Consider the following 25,960-nt stretch of genomic DNA (forward strand, 5'->3'; position numbering starts at 1 on the left):
ACTCCATAAAAAAAACAAACGGAGCACTTCATGTCCAACCCCGTATTGCAACAAGCACTCAGCAAAATCCGCTGGCGCATCCTGCCCTTTGTCGCACTGATGTTTGCCATGGCAATCATCGACCGCTCCAACATCGGCTTTGCCAAACACGCCTTGCAGGCAGACACCGGCCTGAGCAACGCCGCGTTTGCGCTGGGCGCGGGTATTTTCTTCATCGGCTATGCGGTGTTTGAAGTACCCAGCAACCTGATGCTGCACAAGGTCGGCGCGCGTATCTGGCTGAGCCGGATCATGGTCACCTGGGGCCTGGTGTCGGCGGCGATGATGTTTGCCCACGACGAAACCAGCTTCTACATTCTGCGCTTTCTGCTGGGGGTGGCCGAAGCCGGCCTGTCGCCGGGGGTGGTGCTGTACCTGACCTACTGGTTCCCGCAGAACCAGCGCGGTTCGGCCTATGGCATTTACTACTTCGGGGTGCCGGTGTCGCTGATGGTGGGCGGCCCGGTGTCGGGCTGGCTGCTGGAGTCTGCGCAGTTCGGCCTCACCGGCTGGCAATGGATGTTTCTCACCGAAGGCCTCGCGGCCTCGGTCATCGGCGTGTTTGCGTTCTTTTACCTGACCGACAAACCCCGGGACGCCAAGTGGTTGAGCAACGATGAAAAGGCTGCCATCGAACACGAGCTGGACAAAGAGCAACAGCTCAAAGCCAACAAAGGCCCGTCTTCGTGGCGCGCCGCGCTGATCAACCCCAAGGTGCTGTACTTCACCCTGATCTACTTCACGATTCAGGTCAGCGTGTATGGCGTGCTGTTTTATCTACCGACCCGGATCGCCGAGCTGCTGGGCACCGGCATTGGCCTGAAGGTAGGCCTGCTGACGTCGATCCCGTGGATCGCCACAGTGATCATGCTGTATGCCGTGACCCGGCATGCCGACCGCAAAGGCCAGCAAACCCGCTTCGCGGCAATCATGCTGGCACTGGCAGCGGTGGGCATGGTCGGCTCGACCTTGAGCGGCAGCTTGCCACTGGTAATTCTGGCGTTCTGTGTCGCGGCAGCCGGATTCATCACGGTGCAACCGCTGTTCTGGACCTTGCCAACCCGTTTTCTGGGGGGTGCGGCAGCGGCCAGCGGGATTGCGGTGATCGGCGCCCTGGGCAACCTCGGCGGCTTCCTCGCGCCAACGGTCAAGACCTGGGCTGAGCAACACTTCAACAACCCCCATGCGGGCATGTACTTCCTGGCCGCTATGGCGTTGCTGGGAGCCTTGATGTTGATGCGCTCGGCAAGGGCGGGCAAGCAGGCCGACGGCGCGCAGACGGTGCAGTCACCGGGTTAAAAACCCACCCCCCCCTGCCCCCCCTGTAGGAGCGAGCTTGCTCGCGAGCCCTTGAAGAGCTCGCGAGCAAGCTCGCTCCTACAAGAAGCTCGTTCCGACAAGAAACTCGCGCCTGCAGAAGTTCGCTTTCAGGCCGCTGCCGGTGCGCCATCCGGCTTGAGTCGCGGTTCTACGGGTACACCCGGCTCTTTGAGCAGCGCGAAGTAGGCAAACGCTGAACACACCGCCACCACCGCGCTGATCACGAACGCCGTGGAAAAAGAGCCGCTCTGCTGCACGCTGAAGCCGGTCAGGATCGGCGCCACGGAGCCCGCCAGATAACCACCGAAATTCTGGATCGAGCCGAACGACGCCACCCGCTCCGAGGGCACGATGGTGTTGACGATCATCCACGCCGTGGCGCTGGAGATGTTAATGAAGAACATGGTCAGGCACAGCAGCACCACACAGGCCACAACGTTGGTGGTGAAGGCGACGATCAGGGTGAACAGCGCCCCGCCGAGCAAGCCAAGGATGACCATCAATTTGCGGCTGGCCAGCACCCGCATGCCGCGCGCCACCAGACGGTCGCAGCACTTGCCGGCCACGATGGTGCCCAGCGCGCCGAACAGATAGGCCAGGGATACCACCCACGCCGTGCGATACAGGTCCAGGCCGTGTTCGCGCTCAAAGTAACCGGGCAACCAGGTGAGGTTGAGCCAGATCATGTAGATCACGCCCATGAATCCGAGAAACGCACCCCAGGTGTTGCGGTCTCTGAACAGTGAGGTCCAGGCCACCTTCGGCGCCTTTTTCTGTTGCACCGCCACCGGCTCGGCGCGGCCCGTCTCAGCCATGTACTGGGCTTTGCTTTTGTAGAATTTGAACCAGCACACCGCCAGCAACAGCCCCATGACGCCGGTGAGGATGAACATCCCGCGCCAGCCCAGATGAACCATGAATACAGTCAGCAATGGTGGCGCCAGGCATGGCCCGATGCAGGTCGATGACCAGACCCAGCCGGTGGCCGTGCCACGTTCCTGGGTGTCGAACCATTCGGACAAGGCCTTGGCCGCCGAAGGAAACACCGGGGCTTCGCCAATCCCCAGTAATACCCTTAGCCCCACCAGATGCCCGTAGCTGCTGAACAGGCCGAATGCCGCCTGCGCCACCGACCACACCACCAGGGATCCACCCAGCGCCAGTTTGCTGCCGAGTTTGTCGATCAAGGCGCCAAGGGGTAACTGCGAGAAGGCGTAGGCCACGGAAAAGGCCGAGAGCATTACCCCCATCTGCATGGGGCTGATGGCCAGGTCGTGCTGGATGGTGGTGTTGGCAATGGACAAGGCGCTGCGGTCCAGGTAGTTGACCACGCCAATCAGGAACAGGAAAAAGATCGTCAGGTTTTTGTAGGTTTTTATTGTTTTCATGCACGCCTCTCGTGAGCGGTTGCGCTCCTGCCCGACAGGTGGAGCGTTGCTCACTGTAGTTGGCGTCCCGGTTACTGCCCAATCACATGATTCGATCGACTAATAACCTCGAGTTATCAAGGCGTCTGGGGGGGACCACGCAGAGCATCCGGGCCACTCAAAAGTGCATCGATAAAGGCTTTCGCGGACCATTGCGCTACTTCGTTGCGCCGGGTAATGACCCCGTAATCGGCCAGCACCAGCGGAAACGGCAGCGCCAGGCGGGTCAAGCGCCCGGCGCGGATTTCCGGCTCCACCATCGACTCTGCCAGCATCGCCACCGTCGGGGTGGTTTGCAGCAGTTGCATGGTCGTTTGCAGCGATACAGTTTCTACCGTGTTTTCCGGGGTCTGCATGCCCGCTTCGACAAAGGCCTGCTCCACCCGCATGCGCATCGGCGTGCCCGTGGGGTAAATCACCCACGGCCAACTGCCCAGATCAGCCAGCGGTACTTCGCTGGCCCCGGCCAGCGGGTGCTGGCTGCCCGTGACCAGGCACAGCGGCTCCGGCGCCAGGGCCTGAAAATCAAACAGTTCACGATGACGGTCGAGGGTAAAGCGGGCCACCACCACGTCCAGCTCCTTGTGTTCGAGCATGGCCAGCATGTTGGCGCTGGTGCCCTCGAGCACCTGCAAGGTGAGCAGCGGCCAGTCTTGTTTGACCCGCACAATGGCCGCCGGAACGGCCAAAGCCGTGGCGGCGTAGATGGTGCCGACTTTCAGCAGGCCATGGCCGCCCTGGCGCAAATGATTGATCTGACCGACAAACTGCCCGGTGTCATTCAATGCGATCTGGGCAAACCGGGCCACATGACTGCCCAGATCGGTCAGCGACATGCTGCGTGGCAAGCGCGCAAACACTTCAAAGTCCAGCTGGTGCTCGATCTCCCGCAACATCTTGCTCACCGCGGGCTGGCTGATGTTCATTTCATGGGCGGTGGCATGCATGTTTTGCGTGCGCGCCAGGGTGTCTATAAGCACCAAATGGCGATAGCGCAGCCAGTTGCACAGTTGATTAAATCCGACATCAGCCATCCGATAACCTCCGGTTATTGAGACTTAAGAATATCTCATTGGCGATTATCGAGAAGCAATATTAGGGTGAACCGGTCGCGCTAAATAAAAACAATGGAAACCGCCCATGAACCTTGCCAATAAACGCGTAGTGATCACCGCTGCGGCTCAGGGAATCGGACTGGCATCGGTGCTCGCATTCCGCGATGCAGGCGCCGAGGTCATTGCCACCGACCTGCACATTCAGGCACTGCAGGACATTCCCGGGATCCGCGTGCTGCAACTGGACGTGACGCAACCTGCGGCCATCGCTGCCGTCTGCCAGCAGGTCGGAGCGGTGGACGTGCTGTTCAACTGCGCCGGTTACGTTCATAGCGGCGCACTGCTGGACTGCGACGAACAGGCCTGGCAGTTCTCCTTCGATCTCAATGTCACGGCCATGTACCGCATGATCAGCGCCTTCCTGCCCGGCATGCTGGCCGCGGGCGGTGGCAGCATTATCAACATGGCCTCGGTGGCTTCCAGCGTAAAAGGCGTACCCAACCGCTTTGCTTACACCGCAAGCAAGGCCGCAGTTATCGGCCTGACCAAATCGGTGGCCGCGGACTACGTGCGCCAGGGTATCCGTTGCAATGCCATTTGCCCCGGCACGGTGGACTCGCCGTCCTTGCGCCAGCGCATTGCCCAACAGGCGCTGGAACAGGGCCGTACGCAAGCCGAGGTGTATCAGGCATTCGTCGACCGCCAACCCATGGGCCGCATCGGCACCGCCGAAGAAGTCGCCCGCCTGGCCTTGTATCTGGCCAGCGACGCCAGCGCCTACACCACCGGCACCACCCAGGTGATTGATGGCGGGATGAGTAACTGAAATGCATAAATCCTCTGCAGGAGCGAGCTTGCTCGCGAGCTCTGGCTTGAAAACGCTCGCGAACAAGCCCGCTCCTGCAGGCACCGTTTTTCTTATTGGATGAAGGAGTTTTTATGAAACTGCTGCGCTACGGCGAGAAAGGTCAGGAAAAACCGGGGCTGCTGGATGCCCAGGGCAAGATTCGAGATTTGTCGGCACACATCGCCGATGTAGCCGGCCAGGCACTGGATGCCGCAAGCCTGGCCGCCCTGGGCAAAATAGACCCTTGCAGCCTGCCGCTGGTCAGCGGTTCGCCACGCATTGGCGCCTGCGTCGGACAGGTCGGCAAGTTCATCTGCATCGGCCTCAACTATGCCGATCATGCCGCCGAGTCGGGCCTGGATGTGCCATCGGAACCGGTGGTGTTCAGTAAATGGACCAGCGCCATCTGCGGCCCCAACGACAACGTCGAGATCCCCCGCGACTCGACCAAGACCGACTGGGAAGTGGAGCTTGGCGTGGTGATCGGCAAAGGCGGACGCAATATCGATGAACACAATGCCATGGACCACGTGGCCGGGTTTTGTGTGATCAACGATGTCTCCGAACGCGAGTGGCAACTGGAACGTGGCGGCACCTGGGACAAGGGCAAGGGCTTTGACACTTTCGGCCCCCTCGGCCCGTGGCTGGTCACCCGCGACGAAATCAGCGACCCGCACCAGCTTGACCTGTGGCTTGAGGTCGACGGACAGCGCTACCAGAACGGCAATACCCGCACCATGGTGTTCCAGATCCCGGCCCTGATTGCTTACCTGAGCCGCTGCATGTCGCTGCAACCGGGGGATGTCATCTCCACCGGCACTCCGCCGGGCGTGGGCCTGGGAGTAAAACCGGCACCGGTGTATCTGCGTCCCGGGCAGGAAATACGCCTGGGCATCAGCGGTCTCGGCGAGCAACGCCAGCGCACGGTACAGGCTGACTGACCCACAGCAGGCCTTGAAAATAATCATAAGAAACAGGAGCAACACATGCGGATTCTGATCACTGGCGGTACCGGCTTCATCGGCAAACAACTGGCCCAACGCCTGCTCGAACTCAACAGCCTGACGCTTGAAGGCCAGGCCCCCCGTGCGATCGAGCGCATCGTGCTGTTCGACACCTTTGCCGGTGAAGACCTCCCCGTCGACCCGCGTATCGAACTGGTGACCGGCGATGTAGCCGACCCCGAAGTGATTGCCCGGGTCACCGACGGCGTGGACCTGGTGTGGCATTTGGCAGCGGTGGTCAGTTCGGCTGCCGAGGCCGACTTCGACCTGGGTATGCAGGTCAACCTGCACGGCCTGATGCTGTTACTCGAAACCCTGCGCAAACAGGGCAACGCCCCGCGTTTTGTGTATGCCAGCGGCTTCGCCGTTTTCGGTGGCGAGCTGCCGGAGGTGGTCGACGACAACACGGTACTCACCCCGCAATCGTCCTACGGCATGCAAAAAGCCGTGGGCGAACTGCTGGTGGCCGACTATGCCCGCAAGGGCTTTGTCGATGGCCGCGTGCTGCGCCTGCCGACGGTGGCAGTACGCCCCGGCAAACCGAACAAGGCGGCATCGACGTTCTTCAGTTCGATTATCCGCGAGCCGCTGGTGGGCCTGCCTGCGGTCTGCCCGGTACGCCCGGACACCCAGGTCTACCTGACCTCGCCACGGCGGATTATCGAGTCAATGCTGCTGGGCATGACCCTGTCGCCAGAGACCCTGGGCAATCAACGGATCATCCCGCTGCCGGGTGTGACCACCACCGTTCACGACATGGTCTCGGCGCTGCAACGGGTCGCGGGTGAGCAAGTGACCAAACTGATTCGCTGGGAACCGGACGCGACCATCCAGCGCATCGTCGAGAGCTGGCCGAGCAAGGTCGAGGCGCCCCGCGCCCGCGCCCTGGGCTTCACTGCCGACGCCGATTTCGACGCCATCGTGCGCGCGCATATTGAAGACACTGCCGTTTGAGACCTCGCCTATAACCTGTAGGAGCGAGCTTGCTCGCGATCTTTAGATCTTGAAGAGCTCGCGAGCAAGCTCGCTCCTACAGAACACTGCACAACAGGTTCACGTTACTCACAACAATAAAAAACTGAGGCCGTGCGATATGACCACTCCACTCACCGATGTCTCGGACATCGAACAACAGACGATCAAACGCGTTACGAAACGCATGATCCCCTTTCTGATCCTGCTGTTTGTGGTCGCCTTTCTGGACCGCAACAACGTCGGTTTCGCCGCCCTGCGGATGAACGAAGACATCGGTATCAGCCAGACCATTTATGGCCTGGGCGCCGGGATTTTCTTCCTCGGTTACTTCATGTTCGAAGTGCCGAGCAACATTCTGCTGCACCGCTACGGCGCCCGGGTCTGGATCGCCAGGATCATGGTGACCTGGGGCATCATCGCCGGGGCCATGGGCTTCCTGCAGACGCCGGTGCACTTCATCTCCCTGCGCGTATTGCTGGGTATTGCTGAAGCCGGGTTCTTCCCGGGGGTAATTTATCTGCTGTCGCTGTGGTTCCCGAGCCGTTACCGCGCCCGCATGATCGCCACTTTTTACCTGGGCGTACCCATCGCGCAAATCATTGGCGCCCCGTTGTCGGTGGGCCTGATGGAGCTGGGCGATGCCTGGGGCTTCGTCGGCTGGCGCCTGATGTACATCGTCGAGGCCGTACCCGCGGTGATTCTCGGTGTGGTCTGCTATTTCTACCTCACTGACCACCCGGCCGATGCCCACTGGCTGACCGACAAGCAGCGCAACTGGCTGATCAGCACCCTGGAACAGGAAGAACGCAACAAACCGCTGGTGGTGGGCCTGCAACCAACCAAAGGCCAGATGATCCTCAAGGCACTGAGCAGCCGTCAGGTCTGGCTGCTGGCGCTGGTGTATTTCGGCATCACCTCGGGCTCCAACGCGATGAACTTCTTTATGCCCACGGTGCTGGCATCGTTCCGCGGCTCGTTCGGGCTGGAGATCGGCCTGATGCAGAACGGTCTGATCACCGCCATTCCTTACGCCGTCGCCGCCGTCGCGATGATCTGGTGGAGCCGTCGTTCGGACCGTCTGCAAGAACGCCACTGGCATGCCGGCGGTGCCGCCATGCTGGCCGCCGTGTCCATCGCGGTCGCGCTGTGGCTCAACCAGCCGTGGATCATCGTCATCGGCTTCATCCTGTTGGCCATGGGTGTGTACAGCGCCATCAACGTGTTCTGGGCAGTGCCGGGGCAAGTGCTGACCGGGGTCGGAGCCGCCGCAGGGATTGGCCTGATCAACTCCATCGGTAACCTCAGCGGTTTTGTCGGCCCATATCTGACCGGCTACCTGTTCACCGTAACCGGCAGCTATACCCCGGGTTTCCTGGTGATCGCCGCACTGGTGGGCGCCGGTGGTCTGGGCATGGTGCTGATGCCGCGCAACAAGGTGTCGCAGATTGGCAGCGCCATCCCCGCAGCCGCAGGAGGTAAAGCATGAGTCTGGCGACCGTAGGGTTTATCGGCACCGGGATCATGGGCAAACCCATGGCCCGCAACCTGTTACAGGCCGGATATCCGGTACGGGCCTGGAACCGCTCGCCGGCCAAGGCCCAGGAACTGGCTGCCCATGGCGCCGAGGTACTGCCGACCCCGGCTCTGGCGGCCAAAGGCGCCCAGGTGCTGGTTTGCATGCTCAGCGATGGCCCGACCTGTGATGAGGTGCTGTTCGGCGAAGGCGGCGCTGCACGGGTTCTGGCCCCCGGGGCGCTGGTCATTGTGATGAGTTCAATTGCGGTGGACAGCGCCGTGGAGCAGGCCCGCCAGTGTGCTGCCCTGGGGCTGCACTACCTCGACGCGCCGGTGTCGGGCGGTGAGCGCGGGGCGCGTGAAGCCAGCCTGGCGATCATGGTCGGCGGTGAAGTGGCGGCCTTTGAACAGGGGCGCCAGGTGCTGGCGGCCATGGGCCGTCCGGTCCACGTAGGCCCGGCCGGAACCGGCGAATTGTCAAAACTGGTCAATCAGCTGATCGTCGCCAGCACCATCGCCACCGTCGCCGAAGGCCTGCTGCTGGCCGAACGCGGCGGTGCCGACCCGGTCAAGGTTCACGAAGCGCTGCTGGGAGGCTTTGTCGATTCGCCGATCTGGCGCCAGCACGGCCAGCGCATGCTCGACAACGACTTCACTCCCGGTGGCCCGGCCAAATGGCAACTCAAGGACACCCGCACTGCCCTCGCCCAGGCCCAAAAGCTGGGCCTGAGCCTGCCGGTGGGCAGCCTGGTGGATGGCCTGTTCCAGGCCATGATCGAAGCCGGTGACGGTGAACTCGACCACGCCGGGCTGATCCGCCAGTTACGCCGCCACAATCAATTGCCTGAATAATCTGCTGGAGCCTGTCATGACCGAATCAACCCCTCGCCGCCTGCGCAGTCAGCTGTGGTTCGACGATCCCAGCCATGCCGATCTCACTGCGCTGTACGTAGAGCGTTACATGAACCAGGGCCTGACCCGCGCCGAACTGCAATCGGGGCGGCCGATCATCGGGATCGCCCAGACCGGCAGCGACCTGACGCCCTGCAACCGGCATCACATCGAACTGGCCAAACGGGTCAAGGATGGCATCCGCGATGCGGGCGGCATTCCGATGGAGTTTCCGGTGCACCCGATTGCCGAGCAGTCACGCCGGCCGACTGCCGCTCTGGATCGCAACCTGGCGTATCTGGGCCTGGTGGAAGTGCTGCACGGTTACCCGCTGGATGGTGTGGTACTGACCACCGGCTGCGACAAGACCACCCCGGCCTGCCTGATGGCGGCGGCGACCACCGACCTGCCGTCCATCGTGCTGTCCGGCGGGCCGATGCTCGACGGCTGGCACAAAGGCCAGCGCATCGGTTCGGGCACTGTGCTCTGGCATGCGCGCAATCTGCTCAGCGCCGGAGAGATCGATTACGAAGGGTTTATGACCCTGACCACGGCGTCATCACCCTCGGTCGGCCACTGCAACACCATGGGCACCGCCCTGTCGATGAACGCCCTGGCCGAAGCCCTGGGCATGTCTTTGCCGGGCTGCGCGAGCATTCCGGCGCCTTATCGCGAGCGCGGGCAAATGGCCTATGCCACCGGCATGCGTATCGTCGATCTGGTGCGTGAAGATGTTCGCCCCTCGCACATCATGACCCACGCTGCATTCGAGAACGCCATTGCCGTGGCCTCGGCACTGGGGGCCTCCACCAACTGCCCGCCGCACCTGATTGCGATTGCCCGCCACAGCGGCATCGACCTGTCGCTGGAAGACTGGCAGCGGGTCGGCGAAGACGTACCTCTGCTGGTGAACTGCATGCCGGCCGGTGAATACCTGGGTGAAGGTTTCCACCGTGCGGGCGGCGTGCCGGCGGTGATGCATGAACTGGACAAGGTGGGTCGCCTGCACCGCGACTGCCGTTCGGTGAGTGGCCGCAGCATGGGCGAGATCGTGGCCGACGCCGTCACCGGCGACCGCGACGTGATCCGTTCGTACGAAGACCCGCTGATGCATCGCGCCGGTTTCATCGTGCTCAGCGGCAACTTCTTCGACAGCGCGATCATGAAAATGTCGGTGGTGGGCGAAGCCTTTCGCAGCACCTATCTCAGCGATCCGTTGCAACCCAACAGCTTCGAAGCCCGGGCCATTGTGTTCGAGGGGCCGGAGGACTATCAGGCGCGAATCAACGACCCGTCGCTGGACATCGACGAGCGCTGCATTCTGGTGATTCGCGGCTGCGGTACTGTAGGTTTCCCGGGCAGTGGCGAGGTGGTCAACATGGCCCCGCCTTCGGCGCTGATCAAGGCCGGCATCGATTCGTTGCCGTGCCTGGGTGACGGTCGCCAGAGCGGTACTTCGGCCAGCCCATCGATTCTCAACATGTCCCCGGAATCGGCGGTGGGCGGCGGCTTGTCGTTGCTGCGTACCGGCGACCGGCTGCGGGTCGACCTCAATGCCCGCAGCGTCAATTTGCTGGTGGACGAAGTTGAACTCGACGCCCGTCGCCAGGAACCGCTGCCGCCACTGGCGCCGTCGCAAACCCCGTGGCAGGAGCTCTATCGCCAACTGGTTGGCCAGTTGTCTACCGGCGGCTGCCTGGAGCCGGCCACCCTGTACTGGCGCGTGATCCCGGAAAACGGCCCGCCGCGCCACTCCCATTAAACAATGAACCCCCTGGAACCCTGAACCCTGTAGGAGCGAGCTTGCCTCGCGATCTTTTGATCTTTTGATCTTTTGATCTTTTGATCTTTTGATCTTTTGATCTTGTAAGCGCTCGCGAGCAAGCTCGCTCCTACAGAGGTGGAACGGGTTATGGGCTACACCATGAATTCAAGGAATGACCTTATGAACCCGCTGCAATTGAGCATTGAAAATTCCCTGCCTGAGGACTGGCAGCGCGCGACGCTGGTCGGGCGTGTGTGCTTGCCGGGTGTACGCGGCGGTCCGGCGGTGGTGGTGATTCGTGACGGTGAAGTCATTGACTGCAGCGCACAGTTCCCGACCCTGAGCCTGCTGCTGGATACACAGAATCCGTTACAGGCAGTACGTGAAATCAGCGGTCACTCCCTGGGGACGATCCAGGATCTGCTGGCCAACAGTGGCGAACAGCGCGACCCGGCCAGACCCTGCCTGCTGGCCCCCGCTGACCTGCAAGTGATCAAGGCCGCAGGGGTCACCTTTGCCGCCAGCATGATCGAACGGGTGATCGAGGAAAAAGCCGGGGGCGATGCCCTGAGGGCCGAGCAGGTACGCGCCCTGGTGCAAGAGGTGATCGGTGACAACCTGCGCGACCTGCGCCCCGGATCGCCCGAGGCCATGCGTCTGAAGCAGGTATTGATTGAACAAAATATGTGGTCGCAGTATCTGGAAGTCGGTATCGGGCCCGATGCCGAAATCTTCACCAAGGCACCGATTCTGGCCGCCGTGGGCAGCGGCAACGCAATCGGTGTCCACCCCGGGTCCAGCTGGAACAACCCGGAACCGGAAGTGGTGCTGGCCGTCGACAGCCGGGGGCAGATTCATGGTGCAACCCTGGGTAATGACGTCAACCTGCGTGACTTCGAAGGGCGCAGCGCATTGCTGCTGAGCAAGGCCAAGGACAACAACGCCTCTTGCGCACTCGGCCCGTTCATTCGCCTGTTTGACGAACATTTCAGCCTCGACGATGTACGCCGCTGCGAAGTGACCTTGCGCGTCGAAGGGCGGGACGGTTACGTGCTCAATGGCAAAAGCTCCATGGGCCAGATCAGCCGCGACCCGGCCGACCTGGCGCAACAGACCCTCAATGAAAATCACCAGTATCCGGATGGATTCGTGCTGTTCCTCGGCACCCTGTTCGCCCCGACCGACGACCGCGACCAGCCGGGCCAGGGCTTCACCCACAAGGAAGGCGACGTGGTGAGCATTGCCAGCGGCAAGCTGGGCGCCCTGCACAACCGCGTGACCAGCAGCGACCAGGCGCCGCAATGGTCATTCGGCGTGGCCGCGCTGATGAAAAATCTGGCGGGCCGGGGCTTGCTGGGGTAAAGGACGACTGTCGCCACCCCGAGCGCATGCACGCCATGCACTCGGGGCCGTCGCCATCACGGCCCGGGTGTTACCTGCCGCAACCCTTTTCGTGTAATATCCGGCGCTGGGTGCCACCGCAACAACGCGGCAGGGCAGGTTAATTTAGCGAAGGTCGGGCCGCCATCGCGGAGTCGCCGCACCTATGAGTCATGAACCCTCGCGTCTGGATAAAGCCGCAAACACCCGCAAGTCTGCTTCCTCCCTCGCGTTTATCACGCGCTTTTTCGCCGCTGAATCTGCGGGTGGCTTGATCCTGATGGCCTCTGCCCTGGCAGCCCTGCTGCTGGCAAACTCCCCCTGGGCTGCTGCCTACTTCTCCACCCTGCAAATCAAACTCGCCGGACTCTCCATCGAGCACTGGATCAATGATGGCCTGATGGCGATCTTCTTCCTGCTGGTGGGCCTTGAGATCAAGCGTGAAATGCTCGCAGGCCAGTTATCCAGCTGGAGCCAGCGCGCGCTTCCGGGGTTTGCCGCACTGGGCGGCATGCTGCTGCCGGCCCTGATCTATATCGCGGTCAACTGGGGCAACTCGCAAACTATCGGCGGCTGGGCCATCCCCGCGGCAACCGATATCGCGTTTGCGCTGGGGGTACTGTCACTGCTGGGCAAGCGGGTTCCCGTTTCGTTGAAGATCTTTCTGGCGGCGCTGGCGATTCTCGATGACCTGGGGGCGGTACTGATCATCGCCCTGTTCTACACCAGCGGACTGTCCATCAGCATGTTGCTGGCCTCCGTGGCTGTGGTTGCGGTGCTGGTGGTGCTCAATCGCTGCGGTGTACGCCGACTCGCCCCTTACCTGATAGCCGGCGCCCTGCTCTGGTTCTTCATGCTGCAATCGGGCATCCACGCGACACTGGCCGGGGTCATCCTTGCCCTGTGCATTCCGCTGGGTAACACGGAACACAAACACCAATCCCCTCTGCTCCACCTCGAAGAAAAGCTGCATCCGTGGGTCGCTTTCGCCGTGGTCCCCATATTTGGCTTTGCCAATGCCGGTGTATCCCTGGCCGGCATTTCCCCAGGTGACCTGCTGGACCCGGTACCGCTCGGGGTCACTCTGGGTCTGTTGCTGGGTAAACAACTGGGCGTCTTCGGCCTGGCCGCCCTGGCCATCCGCTTTGGCCTGGCAAAACTGCCCGAGGGTAGCAACTGGGTCCAGCTCTATGGCGTGGCACTGCTGTGCGGTATCGGCTTCACCATGAGCCTGTTCATTGGCGCCCTGGCATTCCCGGGGGCCCCGCATCTGGTGGATGAAGTGAAAGTCGGCGTGCTGATGGGCTCCATCCTGTGTGCCATCCTCGGCGTCGTGGTACTGATGAAGGCCGGCCGTCAAAAGGCATCTGCCTGACCCGTGCCGGGGTGCGTCCGATCACGGGCGCACCTGCGGGGTAACCCGCTCCCTCCCGCCAAAGCCCCGCCAGGTCTAACCTGAGCGGGGCTTTTTAGTGCGCGACTGGTTGAGCATTACGCTGCTGGTCCGGGGTTTTTGGCAGGTGCTTGCCATTATCCGGCTGACTACTAGACTCCCGCTCCTCGCGAACAGGCTGATGTTGGGCAGTAGCTTTCGCAAAAAACTGCAGGATCGCAGTTTTCAAATACTCAGGAGAGGATTGAACATGACTCGCAAAGAGCAATCACCTATAGCACTTAAAAACCAAGCTGCCGCACTCCATTTTCCGGATCAAACGATGGGTCACACCTTGAGTTCCCGGATGGCGCTACTGTGGCGGATATCGCAGGCGCAAGGGAGAGGACCAGGAAAGCGGTTGAACCGTTGTCGGCCAGCGCAGCTCTGCGACTGAAGCGCATCATTGATACGGGCTTACGTATCAATCATCGAGACCTGCGCGGTGTAACGAGCAATGTACGGAGCAGCATGGGATTTTCGAGATCATTTCCTGCCCGGGATATTGGGCAATGATCGATGCTGCTTCGCCTGAGTGATTGGCCACTGCTCGTAGCCAGCGACAACGTTCTTACTCCTTTCGGAGAGCCTCTGCATGAATACACTCGCCATAGTCGGCGCCGGTGCTGCTGGCGTCGCGACTTTTATTGCTGCGGTCAGAGCCCAAGTGGCACGAAGCATCTACATGATCGATCCGCAGCCAATTGGTCCGGGCGCAGCATTCTCAAATACGGACAACGATATTCTCTGTAATACCTCGGTCGACACCATGTCGGTGCTGCACGACATGCCGCTGGATTTTCTTGAGCACCTGCGGTGCGAGGGCTACGCCTTTACAGCAGAAAGTTTTGTCCCGCGGTTTCTGGTAGGCCGATATCTGGCCAGCCGGTTTCTGCAGTACTCAGCCATTGCCCGTGAGCAGGGAGTACGGGTTCAGTATGTTTGCAGCAGGTTCAAGGCATTGAAAGTTCACGGCCATCGCCATTACGAGCTTGAGTTCTGTGACGTGCAGATGAAGCCAGCCCCCTCACTGAGGGCGACCGACGTGGTGTTCTGTACGGGGTTTGGGCCGCCACACATACCGGCGGTTGCCCGGCCTTTTTTCAACCACTCGAGCTTCATCAAGAACCCCTATCCTGAAGCAAGCATGCTGGCCATGATTCCTGAGAATTCCCGGGTGCTCATCATGGGTAGCAAGCTCTCGGCCATCGACAGTGCAATCGTTCTGTGCCGCGACGGACATCAAGTGACCATGCTATCGCCGTCAGGAGAGTTCCCCTCTGTGCGCGCCCGCTTCATGCGCAGTCCAAAAACGGCATTCGACGTTGAGGCCATTGCAGCAGTAATGAAGCCGGAGCAACACGAAGCGCAGACCTGCAGCCCTGCCATGGGCTATAGATACCTGAACTATTTCTCCAGGGTGCTTCGCCAGAACCTGGGCAAGGACTGGAGCCTGCAGTTCTCCCGTGCATCAAGCGTTGTCGACAGGCTAAGGGAGGAGGTGGAAATTGCCGGCAGCGGTGCCAGTCACTGGCAGGAATACGTGGTTGATTTCATGCATGCCATCAACCGGCTGCACAGCAAGGGTGACCTCTATTTCGAGGGTTGCTTCCATCCCGCCTTCGAGCAGCTGCTTTACCGATACATATCCGCACTGGCACTCCCCAACGCACGCAAGCTGCTGAAGTACTTGGAGGACGGTGTTCTGTGTGTGCAGAGCGGCGAAGTAACCCGTATCGGCTACTCCCAGGGTCGCCCTCACCCATGGCGGGTGAATTGGGCCGCAGGCGACCACCGCTTTGACGCCATTGTCTCGGCTACTGGCTACCACCAGTCCAGATATGTCATGGGCGATGACGGCAAGATTGAGCTGGACATGCGCGGCGATCGCAGCCAAAGACAGCCGATTACTGTCTTGCCGACCATGGCAGGGGCCCATGAAAGCTTCGGTGAGCACGAGAGCATCTGGTTCCTGGGCGCACCGGCCAGACCCCGGCTGTGGCACCCGAATGCACTTGTGGTGGTCACCCCGATGGCAAACCGGATTATCGAGAGCATGCGCCGGCTGCCCCAGGTCGGGAGTGCTGCTTGAAGCCAAAAGAGACAGGTTTGCGCAAGTCGTCGAAGGATGGCCCATGAAGTGAAACCGATTCACCTGAAAAAGGGCCTGTACAGGCCCTTTTTTTGCTAGTCGCACACGACTTCGAGGGTGGCGGTACAACTGAGCCAAAGGCGCGATTACAGGTGGAAATGGCCCGCGGCCTCTGGCTGGTAAAGCACTTTCCTGATCTCGATCCGGCGGGTGCGATCAGAAATTCGCCAGTCGATGGCGTCCCCCTCCTGATAACCCAGAATGGCAGCGCCGATGTCGGAATAGACGGAATGCTTCCCTGCGTTGCTGTCCGCATCTTCAGGGTAAACCAGGGCCACTTCGATCTCTTCGTCGTCCAGCTGCAGCAAGGCCCTGGAGTTCATCGTGACGACATTGCACGCCACCTGCTGCGGCTTGACGACAATGGCTCGCTCAAGCTCATGCTCGAGTTCAACCACGGCCGGGCCTTGCTCGAGCACGATCAGACTCTCCAGCCTGGCCTTGTCGATTTCAGTGATGTAGATCCTGGTGGAGTCGCCAACGGCACCTTCGCGCAACAACTGGCGATAGCGCCCCGCCGTCATGGAAAATGACTTCAATGTCGGGGTTTCGCTCTCGAGCACAAAGCCGCTGCGCACAAAGGCTTTCAGCGAGCGCCCGTTGTCAGGGTGGATCTTGGCGATGAGCTTCTGGGCCCGCATGTCGAGGAAGGCCAGTTTCATGCCTTCGCGGATCGTGCGGGCGCCAAGGTTGCGGCCCCATTTGTCACTGTCCCCGATGACCAGGACAATCTCGCAATTGGGCCCGGTCTTGATTAGACGGACAAAGCCCACCGGGGCGTCATGCCGGTCATAGGCCATGAAGAATCGGCCGCCCTGGTTGAATAGATGGGTCAGGATCGGCGATTGAGTCCGATCGATAGCTTGCCCGATGGAGCGAGAGACATGACGCGAATCGCTCAGATAGCAGGTAACGCGCTCATCCTCCAACCAATCCATCAGCGTCAGCGCGTGCGCCCGAGTAATTTCAGGGCACAGAGAAACGAAAGGCTTGTTCATCTTCAACACACATATTTGTAAAAGGATGAAAGCCCTTCATGGCTATGGCCATGACGGTTCTTTCGGCAACCGGCTATCTTAAGACATAACGCGAGTAATGCCGAACAGGGTGGAGGACATTCGACACCGTTCAGCTCTGCCGGCGGGGGCCAAACTCAGGACTATCAGTAACAATCCCTTAACCACCGGCTACAAAAAAGCCCCGATCAGCAACATATGATCGGGGCTTTCTTTTGCCTGCAGCTGGCACCTTGCTGTCACCGTCGTTTGCACGGTAAGTCGAGAATAGCTGGAGGTCTTGAATTGTATGGTGTCCCAGGCGGGGTTCGAACCTGCAACCTTCCCCTTAGGAGGGGGATGCTCTATCCAATTGAGCTACTGAGACAAATCATGTGCACCGCACGCGGTGTGCGGTGCGATCAACGGCGTGCATGGTAACGGGCAAGGCTTTATTTGTCATGTCGTGCGTTGGCTTTTTAACTGTCACAAGCATCGCGTACAAGTCTCGCGCCCGCAGAGGTCCTGCCCTGCCCCGAATATGTTGCCGTTGCCCAGGCACGCCGGGGCGATCAATTGCAGGCGCCCCGCTGCTGATAAAGGGTCATGAGCACGGTCAAATAATCGTATACAAAATGTCACGTAACGGTGCACCAGAAATTCAAATACTGCTTTTTTGCATCAAAAAGTAACAACCCCGCAAATGGCCATCATCGCCAATCGGCCATGCTTTTATCCCTCGCCTGATCTTCCCGCCCGAAATCTTGAAAAATAAAATCCATATTTTTCAGTCAGATAAATAGCAACTTTGAAATCTTCCGCTGCTGTTAGCCACACGCAATTTTTCGCTGGCATGAATATCGCTTACACCCACACGCCACTTGTATACAAAACAGACAAAAACTAAGTACACGTTATTTCGTGGCCTGCGGCATCAAGCAGGCATACCGCGGACTTTCATAACCAGTGATTCTCGCTAGCCGTGACGAAGATTTGTCGAGCCCGTGCTCATGAACAGTCATCACGCTGCAGGTATCAGGAGCTTGCCAGAATGCGTTCAAGACTCTCCCCTACCATCGCTCTGGATTTACCTTCCCCGGTTTCAACCCCCGCCCTCGCTCCTGACAGCGTGTCGTCAACCCTGGCGCTCAGTCCGCGCTTGCACAACAGCGACCTTGCCCCCACCAAAACCGAAGGCCGGCGTTGGGGCAGGTACAGTATTTTTGCGTTGTGGACCAACGATGTGCACAACATTGCCAATTACTCATTCGCCATCGGCCTGTACGCACTGGGCCTGAACGGTTGGGAAATCTTGCTTTCCCTCGGAATCGGCGCGGCCCTGGTGTTCAATTTCATGAACCTGTCGGGCTATATGGGGCAGCGCACCGGGGTGCCTTTTCCGGTGATCAGCCGTATAAGTTTCGGCATTCATGGAGCGCAAATTCCGGCATTGATACGCGCAGTAATCGCTATCGCCTGGTTCGGGATTCAGACCTATCTGGCATCGGTGGTGCTGCGGGTGTTGCTGATCGCGGTTCATCCGGGGTTTGCCGAGTATGACCACAACTCGATTCTTGGTCTGTCGAGCCTGGGCTGGCTATGTTTTGTCGCCATCTGGTTCGTACAGCTGGCGATTCTTGCCTACGGCATGGAAATGGTCCGGCGCTATGAGGCGTTCGCCGGGCCGGTGATTCTGTTGACGGTGATCTGTCTTGCCGGCTGGATGTATTTTCAGGCCAACGGCACCATTGCCTGGTCAAGCCGCGAGCCGTTGAGCACCGGTGAAATGTGGCGCAACGTGTTTGCTGGTGGCGCGCTGTGGCTGGCGATCTACGGCACGATGATTCTTAATTTCAGCGATTTCTCCCGCTCTTCGCCCTGCTGCAAAACGATCAAGGTCGGGAATTTCTGGGGCTTGCCGGTGAACATTCTGGTATTTGCCGGTATCACTGTGCTGTTGTGCGGCGCGCAATTCCAGATCAATGGAAAAATCATTGAGAGCCCGACGCAAATCATCGCTTCGATTCCCAACACTTTATTTCTGGTGCTGGGCTGCCTGGCGTTTCTGATCGTTACAGTGGCCGTGAATATCATGGCCAACTTTGTCGCTCCGGCATTTGTACTGAGCAATCTGGCACCCAAATATCTGACCTTTCGCCGCGCCGGGTTGATCAGTGCAACCATTGCGGTGCTGATCCTGCCGTGGAATTTGTATAACAGCCCGCTGGTGATCGTTTACTTCCTGTCCGGTCTCGGCGCCCTGCTCGGCCCGCTGTATGGCGTGATCATGGTCGATTACTGGCTGGTACGAAAAGGTCAGGTCGATGTGCCGGCGCTGTACAGCGAAGACCCCAGCGGCACTTACTACTACTCCAATGGCGTCAATCTACGTGCGGTCGCAGCCTTCGTTCCTGCCGCACTGATCGCCATCGTGCTGGCCCTGGTCCCGGGCTTCCACACCGTTTCGCCGTTTTCCTGGCTGATTGGTGCAGGTATCGCGGCGATGCTCTATCTGATCATCGCCAAGCGCCAACCCTATTACGCCCAGGTCAGTGGCGAATCGATTGCCGTCGAGAATGCCAGCCATTGATCTGTCACGGTCTGCCTGGTGCAGACCGCCCCCCCTCACTTCAAGGAGAGCCCATGCGAATTCTCGTGGTTAATGTCAACACCACTGACAGCATCACCCAGGCCATTGCCCGCCAGGCGCAGTCGGTGGCAGCGCCCGGCACCGAGATCATCGGCCTGACCCCCGCTTTCGGCGCAGAGTCGGTGGAAGGCAATTTTGAGAGTTATCTGGCGGCCATCGCGGTAATGGACTGTGTCATGGCCTATGACCGGCCTTTCGATGCGGTCATCCAGGCCGGGTACGGCGAGCACGGCCGCGAGGGGTTGCAGGAACTGCTTGATGTGCCAGTGGTGGATATCACTGATGCGGCGGCGAGCACGGCGATGTTTTTGGGGCGGGCCTATTCGGTGGTCACCACCCTGGATCGCACCGTCCCGCTGATTGAGGACCGCCTGAAGCTGTCGGGGCTCTGGGATCGTTGTGCGTCGGTGCGGGCCAGTGGCATGGCGGTGCTGGAGCTTGAGGCGTCACCGCACAAGGCGTTGGAAGCCATTGTTCGCCAGGCCGAACTGGCAGTTATCGAAGACAAGGCCGAGGTTATTTGCCTGGGCTGCGGGGGGATGGCCGGGCTTGATGAACGCATTCGCCAGCTTACTGGAGTGCCGGTGATCGATGGCGTGACGGCTGCTGTAACCATTGCCGAATCACTGGTGCGCCTGGGGCTGTCTACGTCCAAGGTACGCACTTATGCAACGCCCCGGCCCAAGGCGATTGCCGGCTGGGCGGCACGGTTCTGCCGATAGCTACGGGCGGCTGACTTGCCCATGACTGCATCGCTGGCGGGGTGCTGCCGGCAGCTGTCGTGCAATTTGCACTACAGCAAAAAGCCATCATTGCAATCTGCAATCATCCGCCCTTTAAAAACCCACTCAAGATGCTGTTTTATAAGGGTTTTACCCTATAAAAAAGTTGGCACGAAGAGTGCTCTATCAATAGTAATCAGTCCATGCCCTCAGAGATGACCGCCATGAACAGCACTCTTTTACTGTTGAACGCCCTTGGGCTTGCCGTCCTGGTGGCTTTTCACTTTCAACCAGCCCCCACCGCCCCACAGACTGCCGAGCTGGTCACTTACAACAAACCGCTGACCCCCATGCCACAACTGGCTGTGATGACAGAGACCGATCAGGTTGCACCTCGATTGACGGCTGAACTCCCCGTGGCCAGCGCAAATATTCAAGACGAGCGCTGGTTTTTTTAAAGCAGCGCCTGAACAACCCGGCTAAGCCGTCGACTCGCAGTTACGCCGAGTGGGCAGCAGGGGCCACGCTCGCATCAATAAGCGCCAACAAACCTTGAACGCCCCGGGACAGCGTGGCCGAGTTATTCAGTACCGACACCTGCTCTGCCTGCAGCTCATCAGTGGTATCGAGAAACAATTGATTGCGCTGCAGACGGGCGCTGATTTCAGCCGGTGTCTCCCGGCCACGCGCCAGCAAACGCTGGTGCAGCACCCGGGTATCGACGCAAACCATGATCGCCAGCAGGTCCGGGTAACGTTCACGGGCGTTTTTGAGGTAGCCGCGGGAGCCGTTGACCAGTACATGGCGCCCGCTATCGAGCCAGTCGTCGATCTGAGCCGGAATCCCGTACTCAAGGCCATTGGCCTGCCAATGCATGGCAAACGCGCCCTCCTCCTTGAGAGACTGAAAGACTTCCCGGGAAACCCCCAGCGCATCCTCTCCCACAGCCTCGCAGGAGCGGGTAATCACTCGCCGGATAACCTCACAGCCGCGCTCGGGCAGATAAGGTCGTGCTGCATCAATCAGGCTGTCCTTGCCTGAGCCCGAAGGGCCCATCAAATAAATCAATTTGCCTGGCATGATTTGGATCTCCCGGAACCTGACTGCCCGTAAACCGAGCCACCCGCAGAATGCGCAAACACATAAGGGCCGGCTAGCGGCTTTCAAGCATTCGTCGTAAAAAACGTGCCAGCGCTGCTTTCGGATGAAGAACACGACTATCAGCTTCCCAAGCCAGTGCAGATTTCCGATAATCGTTACTGGCAAAAAGCCTCTATCCGGTTCAATATTTGTCACAGAATTGACGCCAGGGAAGTGGCGGACTTAAGGCATGATGCGTGCCTCTTAACAATTCAGGTTGAACATTTGGCCACAGGGACGGTCTTAAACCACATCCTGCGGCCAATTCCGAGAACCGCTCCCCTGAACTAACCGGTTAACTATAATGCGCCCATTGAAACAGGCAATTTACTCAAGCCGTACGGCCGACAAGTTTGTCGTACGCCTGCCAGACGGAATGCGCGAGCGCATTGCCGAAGTGGCTCGCGATCATCACCGCAGCATGAACTCTGAAATCATCGCCCGACTGGAGCAAAGCCTTATTCAGGAAGGCAATCTGGGTGAAGAACTCAGCATGCGCCTGGACAGCCCCGAGCTTTCCCTGCATGAGCGTGAACTGCTGCAACGCTTCCGCCAACTCTCCCATCGCCAGCAAAATGCGCTGGTGTCCCTGATTGCTCACGACGCCGAAGCAGCATCCAGCGCGTCCTGATTCAATACAGATACAAAAAAGCCAGCACTGCGCTGGCTTTTTTATGGGCGTTATTTACGCCTGGCTGATCTGGCGCGGGTCATAGCAAGAAGATCGTTGCCAGGCCCAGAAAGATAAAGAATCCGCCACTGTCTGTCATGGCCGTGATCATCACGCTTGCCCCCATCGCCGGATCACGCCCCAGTCGGGACAGCGTCATGGGGATCAATACTCCCATCAGCGCAGCCAGCAACAGGTTGAGGGTCATGGCAGCCGTCATCACCACCCCCAGCGACCAGCTGCCATACAGCAGGTAGGCGACAACACCTATCACGCCACCCCACACCAGGCCATTGATCAGGCCTACGGCCAGCTCTTTGCGCATCAGGCGCGAGGTGCTGCCGGTATTGACCTGGTCAAGGGCCATGGCGCGCACGATCATGGTGATGGTCTGGTTGCCGGAGTTGCCGCCAATCCCCGCCACGATGGGCATCAGTGCAGCCAGGGCGACCAGTTTTTCAATGGATCCTTCAAACAGCCCGATCACCCGCGACGCAATAAATGCAGTCACCAGGTTGACCGCCAGCCAGGCCCAGCGGTTACGCAGGGATTTCCAGACCGATGCAAAAATGTCTTCCTCTTCACGCAGACCGGCCATGTTGAGGACTTCGTTTTCACTTTCTTCCCGGATCAGGTCGACCATTTCATCGATGGTTAAACGGCCAATCAGCTTGCCGTTCTTGTCGACCACGGGCGCAGAGATCAAGTCATAACGCTCAAATGCCTGGGCCGCATCGTAGGCATCTTCGTCCGGATGGAAACTCACCGGGTCGCTGGCCATGACTTCAGCCACCTGCTTCTCCGGGTCGTTGACCAGCAAGCGCTTGATCGGCAGCACGCCTTTGAGCACGCCGTCGTAATCGACCACAAACAGTTTATCGGTGTGCCCTGGCAACTCTTTGAGGCGGCGCAGATAACGCAACACCACTTCAAGGCTGACATCCTCGCGGATGGTCACCATCTCGAAGTCCATCAGGGCGCCGACCTGATCCTCGTTATAGGACAGTGCGGAGCGAACGCGCTCACGCTGCTGCCCGTCCAGGGTTTCCATCAGCTCATGGATGACGTCTCGCGGCAGCTCAGGGGCCAGGTCAGCGAGTTCGTCGGCATCCATCTCCTTGGCCGCAGCCAGGAGCTCATGATCGTCCATGTCGGCGATCAGGGTTTCACGTACCGAATCCGAAACTTCCAGCAGGATGTCGCCGTCGCGATCAGCCTTGACCAGCTGCCAGACCGTCAGACGGTCGTTCAGGGGCAATGCTTCAAGGATGTAGGCAACGTCTGCAGAGTGCAGGTCTTCAAGCTTGCGCTGGAGCTCAACAAGGTTTTGCCGGTGGACCAGGTTTTCAACCCGGTCATGGTGCTGGCCTTCCTGACGATGGGTCAGGTCCTCGACCACACGCTGGCGATTAAGCAGCTCAATGACTTGAGCGAGGCGGCTTTGCAGGCTGTCTTGAGTTTTCTTTACTTCAACTTCGGTCATAGGCGAACTCCACTCCCAGCAGCAGGGCACGCCGGAAGGATCAATCAGTCAATTCATGATTGGAAAAACGGGATGCTGAGTTTCTACTGGGTAAGTCCATGGAGGTCTTCCACAAGCCCCGGCGGGGCTGACGGGCGCAATCATACACGGCTTAAAAATTAATGACGCGAAAAATCTCGGTGATAACAACTGCTTGCGCGATGCCTGTGGTCGCTGCCGCGGTACCAACCCCAAACCTCGATCGATCCATTATGGCAGGCGCCTGAGTTTTACGACTGCCGCGCTGCCGATCGCAGCCTGGTGCCTCGACAGTCACTACCGAGAATCCAAATCGCAGACAGCAAAAAGCCCGCACAATGTGCAGGCTTTTTGGTGTTTGGTGCACTCGACAGGATTCGAACCTGTGACCGCTCGGTTCGTAGCCGAGTACTCTATCCAGCTGAGCTACGAGTGCAAGTTGTGTTTGTTAGACCAGACCACCCTGGTTGAAGCAAAGTTAACTACCGAAGCAACTAACTCTTTAAATGGTGCACTCGACAGGATTCGAACCTGTGACCGCTCGGTTCGTAGCCGAGTACTCTATCCAGCTGAGCTACGAGTGCATTTGAAGCTGCGTATTATAGACCGTTGAATCTCTCTGCCAAGTACTTTTTTCAGTAATTTCAACAACTTACCGAAATGGCTAGATTCGAACGTGCTACTTGAATAAATGGCGGAGAAGGGGGGATTCGAACCCCCGACACCCTTTTGAGATGTACTCCCTTAGCAGGGGAGCGCCTTCGGCCACTCGGCCACCTCTCCGCAACACGGGGCGTATAATAACCAGCCTTTTCCCCGTATGCAACTAAAAACTTAAATAAAATTAGAGACTTGGTTCTTCATCCTTTTCTTTCTTGATCCGCAGGTAGATTTCCTCGCGGTGCACGGCCACTTCCTTGGGTGCATTCACACCAATCCGCACTTGGTTTCCTTTGACGCCGAGCACGGTCACAGTAATTTCGCCATCGCCTATGATCAGGCTTTCCGCACATCGGCGAGTCAGAATCAGCATACGTTTCTCCTCACGCTATTCATTTCAGGGACAACAGTCTGCAAAAAAAAAGGGCTTCGGCCTACTAGCTGAACAGCTATAGCCCGCCGCGCCTTAAGTATTGACCAACATGACGAAAACAGCAGAGTTCGTTCACATCTATCAAAAAACAAAGGGCGCGGATCAACCGCGCCCTCCGGGCAACGCTTTACTCACCCTGTCGGGCAGGAGCGTCCAGTTCAAAAGCGGTGTGCAACGAGCGCACAGCCAGCTCCAGGTACTTCTCTTCGATCACCACCGAGACTTTGATCTCCGAGGTCGAGATCATCAGGATGTTGATGTTCTCCTTGGCCAGCGACTCAAACATGCGGCTGGCAACGCCCGCATGGGAGCGCATGCCAACACCGACGATCGACACCTTGGCAATCTTGGTATCACCCACCACTTCACGGGCGCCAATTTCACGCGCCGTGTTTTCCAGCACCGTCTGCGCTGCAGTGAAGTCATTGCGATGCACGGTGAAGGTGAAGTCGGTGGTGTTATCGTGCGCCACGTTCTGCACGATCATGTCGACTTCAATGTTGGTCGCACTGATCGGGCCCAGAATCTTGAACGCCACGCCCGGAGTGTCAGGCACGCCACGGATAGTCAGCTTGGCTTCATCGCGGTTGAAAGCGATACCAGAAATGATCGGCTGTTCCATGGATTCCTCTTCATCAATAGTAATAAGGGTGCCAGGACCCTCTTTGAAGCTGTGCAATACGCGCAGCGGAACGTTGTACTTGCCTGCGAACTCGACCGCCCGGATCTGCAACACCTTGGAACCCAGGCTGGCCATTTCCAGCATTTCTTCGAAGGTGATTTTTTCCAGACGCTGAGCCTGCGCCACAACCCGCGGGTCAGTGGTGTAGACGCCATCGACATCGGTGTAGATCTGGCACTCATCCGCCTTCAAGGCTGCCGCCAGCGCCACACCGGTGGTGTCAGAGCCGCCACGGCCCAGGGTGGTGATGTTGCCGTGCTCATCCACGCCCTGGAAACCTGCCACCACAACCACGCGCCCGGCCTTGAGGTCGGCGCGAATCTTCTGATCGTCGATTTGCAGAATCCGGGCCTTGGTGTGCGCGCTGTCCGTAAGGATCCGCACCTGGCTGCCGGTATAGGACACCGCTGGCACGCCGCGCTTGTTCAGCGCCATTGCCAGCAGGCCTATTGTCACCTGCTCGCCCGTGGACAGGATCACATCCAGTTCACGGGGCAATGGCTGATCGCTGATTTGCCTGGCCAGTTCGATCAGGCGATTGGTTTCGCCGCTCATTGCAGACAGCACAATCACCAGGTCATTGCCGGCTTCACGGAACTTCTTAACTTTCTCGGCGACCTGTTCGATTCTCTCGACAGAGCCGACCGAGGTGCCTCCGAATTTTTGTACGATCAAAGCCATTTCAAAGCAGCCTCAGCCCATAAA

At 59.3% G+C, this 25,960-nt stretch carries 21 protein-coding genes and 4 tRNA genes; 14 read left to right on the top strand and 11 right to left on the bottom strand.

Annotated features, from left to right (window positions below; genetic code table 11):
* Nucleotides 1-30 precede the first annotated feature (30 nt).
* On the top strand, nucleotides 31-1,338 hold the full coding sequence (locus tag B195_RS16835) for an MFS transporter (RefSeq protein WP_003440953.1): 1,308 nt from the start codon (nucleotides 31-33) through the stop codon (nucleotides 1,336-1,338).
* 128 nt (nucleotides 1,339-1,466) lie between these two features.
* On the opposite strand, the gene B195_RS16840 is transcribed toward B195_RS16835, so the two are convergent.
* Both B195_RS16840 and B195_RS16845 read right to left on the bottom strand, forming a co-directional pair.
* Nucleotides 1,467-2,747 (bottom strand): MFS transporter, encoded by a 1,281-nt coding sequence (locus tag B195_RS16840; RefSeq protein WP_003440950.1) that lies wholly within the window; start codon nucleotides 2,745-2,747, stop codon nucleotides 1,467-1,469.
* Between the two features lie 116 nt (nucleotides 2,748-2,863).
* A complete protein-coding gene (locus B195_RS16845; RefSeq protein WP_003440947.1) occupies nucleotides 2,864-3,820 on the bottom strand; it encodes a LysR family transcriptional regulator in 957 nt (318 codons plus the stop codon).
* 106 nt (nucleotides 3,821-3,926) lie between these two features.
* Between B195_RS16845 and B195_RS16850 the strand changes: the two genes are divergently transcribed.
* The 9 genes from B195_RS16850 (at nucleotide 3,927) to B195_RS16890 (ending at nucleotide 15,742) form a co-directional block, all read left to right on the top strand.
* Entirely contained in the window at nucleotides 3,927-4,667 is a 741-nt protein-coding gene (locus B195_RS16850) for an SDR family oxidoreductase (RefSeq protein WP_003440944.1), read from the top strand.
* A gap of 113 nt (nucleotides 4,668-4,780) precedes the next feature.
* Nucleotides 4,781-5,629, top strand: coding sequence for an ureidoglycolate lyase (locus tag B195_RS16855; protein ID WP_003440933.1), 849 nt, complete (start codon nucleotides 4,781-4,783; stop codon nucleotides 5,627-5,629).
* A gap of 45 nt (nucleotides 5,630-5,674) precedes the next feature.
* A complete protein-coding gene (gene denD / locus B195_RS16860; RefSeq protein ID WP_003440932.1) occupies nucleotides 5,675-6,646 on the top strand; it encodes a D-erythronate dehydrogenase in 972 nt (323 codons plus the stop codon).
* A gap of 139 nt (nucleotides 6,647-6,785) precedes the next feature.
* Entirely contained in the window at nucleotides 6,786-8,153 is a 1,368-nt protein-coding gene (locus tag B195_RS16865; RefSeq protein ID WP_003440931.1) for an MFS transporter, read from the top strand.
* Nucleotides 8,150-9,034 carry an NAD(P)-dependent oxidoreductase gene (locus tag B195_RS16870; RefSeq protein ID WP_003440930.1) on the top strand — a complete coding sequence of 295 codons (885 nt, stop codon included), beginning with the start codon at nucleotides 8,150-8,152 and terminating at the stop codon, nucleotides 9,032-9,034. Before B195_RS16865 ends, B195_RS16870 begins: the two co-directional genes overlap by 4 nt.
* Nucleotides 9,035-9,050: 16 nt before the next feature.
* Complete coding sequence (locus tag B195_RS16875; RefSeq protein WP_003440929.1) at nucleotides 9,051-10,835, top strand: IlvD/Edd family dehydratase; 1,785 nt, start codon at nucleotides 9,051-9,053, stop codon at nucleotides 10,833-10,835.
* Nucleotides 10,836-11,018: 183 nt separating this feature from the next.
* Nucleotides 11,019-12,200: a fumarylacetoacetate hydrolase family protein gene (locus B195_RS16880; RefSeq protein ID WP_003440926.1), complete on the top strand. Its 1,182-nt coding sequence runs from the start codon at nucleotides 11,019-11,021 to the stop codon at nucleotides 12,198-12,200.
* A gap of 184 nt (nucleotides 12,201-12,384) precedes the next feature.
* Nucleotides 12,385-13,593 carry a Na+/H+ antiporter NhaA gene (gene nhaA / locus B195_RS16885; RefSeq protein WP_003440923.1) on the top strand — a complete coding sequence of 403 codons (1,209 nt, stop codon included), beginning with the start codon at nucleotides 12,385-12,387 and terminating at the stop codon, nucleotides 13,591-13,593.
* A gap of 652 nt (nucleotides 13,594-14,245) precedes the next feature.
* Nucleotides 14,246-15,742, top strand: coding sequence for an FAD/NAD(P)-binding protein (locus tag B195_RS16890; RefSeq protein WP_003440921.1), 1,497 nt, complete (start codon nucleotides 14,246-14,248; stop codon nucleotides 15,740-15,742).
* Nucleotides 15,743-15,888: 146 nt separating this feature from the next.
* Here B195_RS16890 and B195_RS16895 read toward each other — a convergent pair whose 3' ends face one another.
* Both B195_RS16895 and B195_RS16900 read right to left on the bottom strand, forming a co-directional pair.
* Entirely contained in the window at nucleotides 15,889-16,800 is a 912-nt protein-coding gene (locus B195_RS16895) for a bifunctional GNAT family N-acetyltransferase/nucleoside diphosphate kinase regulator (protein ID WP_003440918.1), read from the bottom strand.
* A 308-nt stretch (nucleotides 16,801-17,108) separates the two neighbouring features.
* Nucleotides 17,109-17,185 (bottom strand) — tRNA-Arg (locus tag B195_RS16900).
* A 663-nt stretch (nucleotides 17,186-17,848) separates the two neighbouring features.
* On the opposite strand from B195_RS16900, the gene B195_RS16905 reads away from it, so the two are divergent.
* From B195_RS16905 to B195_RS16915, 3 genes are all read left to right on the top strand, one after another.
* Nucleotides 17,849-19,387: an NCS1 family nucleobase:cation symporter-1 gene (locus B195_RS16905; RefSeq protein WP_003440916.1), complete on the top strand. Its 1,539-nt coding sequence runs from the start codon at nucleotides 17,849-17,851 to the stop codon at nucleotides 19,385-19,387.
* A gap of 53 nt (nucleotides 19,388-19,440) precedes the next feature.
* Nucleotides 19,441-20,169, top strand: a complete 729-nt coding sequence (locus B195_RS16910) for an aspartate/glutamate racemase family protein (protein ID WP_003440913.1) — start codon at nucleotides 19,441-19,443, stop codon at nucleotides 20,167-20,169.
* 224 nt (nucleotides 20,170-20,393) lie between these two features.
* Nucleotides 20,394-20,627 (top strand): hypothetical protein, encoded by a 234-nt coding sequence (locus B195_RS16915; protein ID WP_003440910.1) that lies wholly within the window; start codon nucleotides 20,394-20,396, stop codon nucleotides 20,625-20,627.
* A gap of 40 nt (nucleotides 20,628-20,667) precedes the next feature.
* On the opposite strand, the gene phnN is transcribed toward B195_RS16915, so the two are convergent.
* Complete coding sequence (gene phnN, locus B195_RS16920) at nucleotides 20,668-21,249, bottom strand: phosphonate metabolism protein/1,5-bisphosphokinase (PRPP-forming) PhnN (protein WP_003440906.1); 582 nt, start codon at nucleotides 21,247-21,249, stop codon at nucleotides 20,668-20,670.
* Nucleotides 21,250-21,613: 364 nt separating this feature from the next.
* Between phnN and B195_RS16925 the strand changes: the two genes are divergently transcribed.
* On the top strand, nucleotides 21,614-21,940 hold the full coding sequence (locus B195_RS16925; RefSeq protein ID WP_003440903.1) for an Arc family DNA-binding protein: 327 nt from the start codon (nucleotides 21,614-21,616) through the stop codon (nucleotides 21,938-21,940).
* A gap of 79 nt (nucleotides 21,941-22,019) precedes the next feature.
* On the opposite strand, the gene mgtE is transcribed toward B195_RS16925, so the two are convergent.
* The 6 genes from mgtE to B195_RS16955 form a co-directional block, all read right to left on the bottom strand.
* The gene (mgtE, locus tag B195_RS16930) at nucleotides 22,020-23,462 is read right to left on the bottom strand and encodes a magnesium transporter (protein WP_003440900.1); all 1,443 of its coding nucleotides are present in this window, start codon (nucleotides 23,460-23,462) and stop codon (nucleotides 22,020-22,022) included.
* 377 nt (nucleotides 23,463-23,839) lie between these two features.
* Nucleotides 23,840-23,916 (bottom strand) — tRNA-Arg (locus B195_RS16935).
* 71 nt (nucleotides 23,917-23,987) lie between these two features.
* Nucleotides 23,988-24,064 (bottom strand) — tRNA-Arg (locus tag B195_RS16940).
* Nucleotides 24,065-24,172: 108 nt separating this feature from the next.
* Nucleotides 24,173-24,263, bottom strand: a tRNA-Ser gene (locus B195_RS16945).
* 61 nt (nucleotides 24,264-24,324) lie between these two features.
* Entirely contained in the window at nucleotides 24,325-24,513 is a 189-nt protein-coding gene (csrA, locus tag B195_RS16950) for a carbon storage regulator CsrA (protein WP_003175645.1), read from the bottom strand.
* A 187-nt stretch (nucleotides 24,514-24,700) separates the two neighbouring features.
* Entirely contained in the window at nucleotides 24,701-25,936 is a 1,236-nt protein-coding gene (locus tag B195_RS16955) for an aspartate kinase (protein ID WP_003440896.1), read from the bottom strand.
* Between the last annotated feature and the right edge of the window lie 24 nt (nucleotides 25,937-25,960).

This window comes from Pseudomonas sp. Lz4W, from assembly GCF_000346225.2.
GTDB lineage: Bacteria > Pseudomonadota > Gammaproteobacteria > Pseudomonadales > Pseudomonadaceae > Aquipseudomonas > Aquipseudomonas paraversuta.

What these genes read in the sequence shown, in the direction of transcription:
- B195_RS16850 (WP_003440944.1), top strand. Translation starts at nt 3,927, where the DNA reads ATGAACCTTGCCAATAAACGCGTAGTGATCACCGCTGCGGCTCAGGGA.
- B195_RS16875 (WP_003440929.1), top strand. Translation starts at nt 9,051, where the DNA reads ATGACCGAATCAACCCCTCGCCGCCTGCGCAGTCAGCTGTGGTTCGAC.
- B195_RS16870 (WP_003440930.1), top strand. Translation starts at nt 8,150, where the DNA reads ATGAGTCTGGCGACCGTAGGGTTTATCGGCACCGGGATCATGGGCAAA.
- B195_RS16910 (WP_003440913.1), top strand. Translation starts at nt 19,441, where the DNA reads ATGCGAATTCTCGTGGTTAATGTCAACACCACTGACAGCATCACCCAG.
- B195_RS16865 (WP_003440931.1), top strand. Translation starts at nt 6,786, where the DNA reads ATGACCACTCCACTCACCGATGTCTCGGACATCGAACAACAGACGATC.
- B195_RS16835 (WP_003440953.1), top strand. Translation starts at nt 31, where the DNA reads ATGTCCAACCCCGTATTGCAACAAGCACTCAGCAAAATCCGCTGGCGC.
- csrA (WP_003175645.1), bottom strand. Translation starts at nt 24,513, where the DNA reads ATGCTGATTCTGACTCGCCGATGTGCGGAAAGCCTGATCATAGGCGAT.
- nhaA (WP_003440923.1), top strand. Translation starts at nt 12,385, where the DNA reads ATGAGTCATGAACCCTCGCGTCTGGATAAAGCCGCAAACACCCGCAAG.
- B195_RS16955 (WP_003440896.1), bottom strand. Translation starts at nt 25,936, where the DNA reads ATGGCTTTGATCGTACAAAAATTCGGAGGCACCTCGGTCGGCTCTGTC.
- B195_RS16855 (WP_003440933.1), top strand. Translation starts at nt 4,781, where the DNA reads ATGAAACTGCTGCGCTACGGCGAGAAAGGTCAGGAAAAACCGGGGCTG.
- B195_RS16840 (WP_003440950.1), bottom strand. Translation starts at nt 2,747, where the DNA reads ATGAAAACAATAAAAACCTACAAAAACCTGACGATCTTTTTCCTGTTC.
- phnN (WP_003440906.1), bottom strand. Translation starts at nt 21,249, where the DNA reads ATGCCAGGCAAATTGATTTATTTGATGGGCCCTTCGGGCTCAGGCAAG.
- B195_RS16880 (WP_003440926.1), top strand. Translation starts at nt 11,019, where the DNA reads ATGAACCCGCTGCAATTGAGCATTGAAAATTCCCTGCCTGAGGACTGG.
- B195_RS16895 (WP_003440918.1), bottom strand. Translation starts at nt 16,800, where the DNA reads ATGAACAAGCCTTTCGTTTCTCTGTGCCCTGAAATTACTCGGGCGCAC.
- B195_RS16925 (WP_003440903.1), top strand. Translation starts at nt 21,614, where the DNA reads ATGCGCCCATTGAAACAGGCAATTTACTCAAGCCGTACGGCCGACAAG.
- B195_RS16915 (WP_003440910.1), top strand. Translation starts at nt 20,394, where the DNA reads ATGAACAGCACTCTTTTACTGTTGAACGCCCTTGGGCTTGCCGTCCTG.
- B195_RS16890 (WP_003440921.1), top strand. Translation starts at nt 14,246, where the DNA reads ATGAATACACTCGCCATAGTCGGCGCCGGTGCTGCTGGCGTCGCGACT.
- mgtE (WP_003440900.1), bottom strand. Translation starts at nt 23,462, where the DNA reads ATGACCGAAGTTGAAGTAAAGAAAACTCAAGACAGCCTGCAAAGCCGC.
- denD (WP_003440932.1), top strand. Translation starts at nt 5,675, where the DNA reads ATGCGGATTCTGATCACTGGCGGTACCGGCTTCATCGGCAAACAACTG.
- B195_RS16845 (WP_003440947.1), bottom strand. Translation starts at nt 3,820, where the DNA reads ATGGCTGATGTCGGATTTAATCAACTGTGCAACTGGCTGCGCTATCGC.
- B195_RS16905 (WP_003440916.1), top strand. Translation starts at nt 17,849, where the DNA reads ATGCGTTCAAGACTCTCCCCTACCATCGCTCTGGATTTACCTTCCCCG.